2 protein-coding genes are annotated in these 1812 nt (G+C 63.9%); both read left to right on the forward strand.

Annotated features, from left to right (window positions below; genetic code table 11):
* A partial coding sequence (locus A9D60_RS02915; RefSeq protein WP_141117800.1) for an oligopeptide/dipeptide ABC transporter ATP-binding protein occupies positions 1–1245 on the forward strand: 1245 nt, incomplete at its 5' end.
* Positions 1246–1318: 73 nt separating this feature from the next.
* Positions 1319–1812 (forward strand): UDP-2,3-diacylglucosamine diphosphatase (locus A9D60_RS02920; RefSeq protein ID WP_175392879.1); only part of this gene is annotated, 494 nt, incomplete at its 3' end.

Raw genomic sequence — 1812 nt, forward strand, 5'->3', positions numbered from 1 at the left:
CAAGTGCAGGAAGCCCGCGCATTGGAGCTGCAGGACGTGGCCATCAGCTACCATAAACCCGGCCTGCTGGACCGCTGGTTCAATAAACCACTCCCCGCCCCTACCGTGGACCGCGCCGGGTTTGTCCTCAGGAAAGGTGAGACTCTGGGGCTGGTCGGCGAGTCCGGTTCCGGTAAGTCCACCATTCTGCGCGCCATTCAAGTGCAGGAAGCCCGCGCATTGGAGCTGCAGGACGTGGCCATCAGCTACCATAAACCCGGCCTGCTGGACCGCTGGTTCAATAAACCACTCCCCGCCCCTACCGTGGACCGCGCCGGGTTTGTCCTCAGGAAAGGTGAGACTCTGGGGCTGGTCGGCGAGTCCGGTTCCGGTAAGTCCACCATTCTGCGCGCCATTGCCGGGCTGGCGGGCACCCGCAAGGGCACGGTGACGCTGGGCGGCAGCGAGAGCCTGAACGCGCCGGTTTCGGGCCGCAACCGCGAGACCCTGCGCCGGGTGCAGATGATCTTCCAGAACGCAGATGCGTCGCTGAACCCGCGCCAAAGCATCGGGGAAATCCTGATGGCGCCGCTGAAACTGTACTTCGGCCTCAAGGGGGCAGAGGCGCAGGCGCGGGCCGAAGAGCTTTTGGAAGCGGTGCGCCTGCCTGCGCGCTATATGTCGCGCTTTCCCGGACAGTTGTCCGGGGGAGAGAAACAGCGGGTGGGGGTTGCCCGCGCCTTTGCCGCCAACCCTGAGGTCACCCTGTGCGACGAGGTGACCAGCGCGCTGGATGTTTCGGTGCAAGCGGCGGCGCTGGCGCTGCTGACGCGGCTGCAGAGAGAGAACGGCTCCTCCTACATTTTCGTGAGCCACGATCTGGCGGTGGTGCGCGCGGTGTCGGACCGGGTGGCGGTGCTGTATCAGGGCCGGATCTGCGAAATCGGCCCGGCGGAGCAGGTCTATGCCCCGCCCTATCACCCCTACACCCGGACCCTGATGGGGGCAGTGCTGGAACCGGACCCGGATGCCGCTCCTGTCCTGCTGGCCAATGACATGAGCGAGAAGGCCCCGCCTGCAACCGGCTGCCCGTTCCAGCGGCGCTGCACAAAACGGATCGGTCCGGTTTGCGATACCAGGACGCCGCCGCCGCAGGCCCTCGGTGCGGGCCATGTGATCCATTGCCACATACCGGCGCCGCATCTGCAGGAAGCCGGCAAATGCCAGGATGCGGAGCTTGCCTGCGCAGATCTGTCAAATGCCTGATTCACCAGCGTCATGGTTCTGATAACTTGACGCACTATGCAGTCCAGCAAGCAAATCAGCTGGGGTGTGCCAAATGAAATACCGCACCATCTTTCTGTCGGATATTCATCTTGGCACACCCGGCTGCCAGGCAGAGCTGCTGCTGGACTTCCTGAACACCTACGAGGCCGAGAGCTATTACCTCGTTGGCGACATCATCGATGCCTGGAGGATCAAGCGCAAAGGCTTCCTGTGGCCGCAGGCCCATAACGACGTGGTCCAGGCGCTGCTGGCCAAGGCGCACGACGGTGCCAGCATCTACCTGATCCCAGGAAACCACGACGAATTCCTGCGCTCCTACCTGGGCACCCATTTCGGCGGCATCGAGGTGCTGAGCAAGGCCGATTTCACCGCCAGTGATGGCAAGCGCTACCTGGTGACCCACGGCGACCAGTTCGACTCGGTCGTGATGCACGCCAAATGGCTCGCCCATCTGGGCGACCGGGCCTATGATTTCATGCTGTGGCTCAACACCCGGCTGAACCGCGCGCGCAGCCTGTGGGGCGGCCAGTACTGGTCGCTGTCCAA

This window comes from Leisingera sp. JC1, from assembly GCF_001679925.1.
Classification (GTDB): domain Bacteria; phylum Pseudomonadota; class Alphaproteobacteria; order Rhodobacterales; family Rhodobacteraceae; genus Leisingera.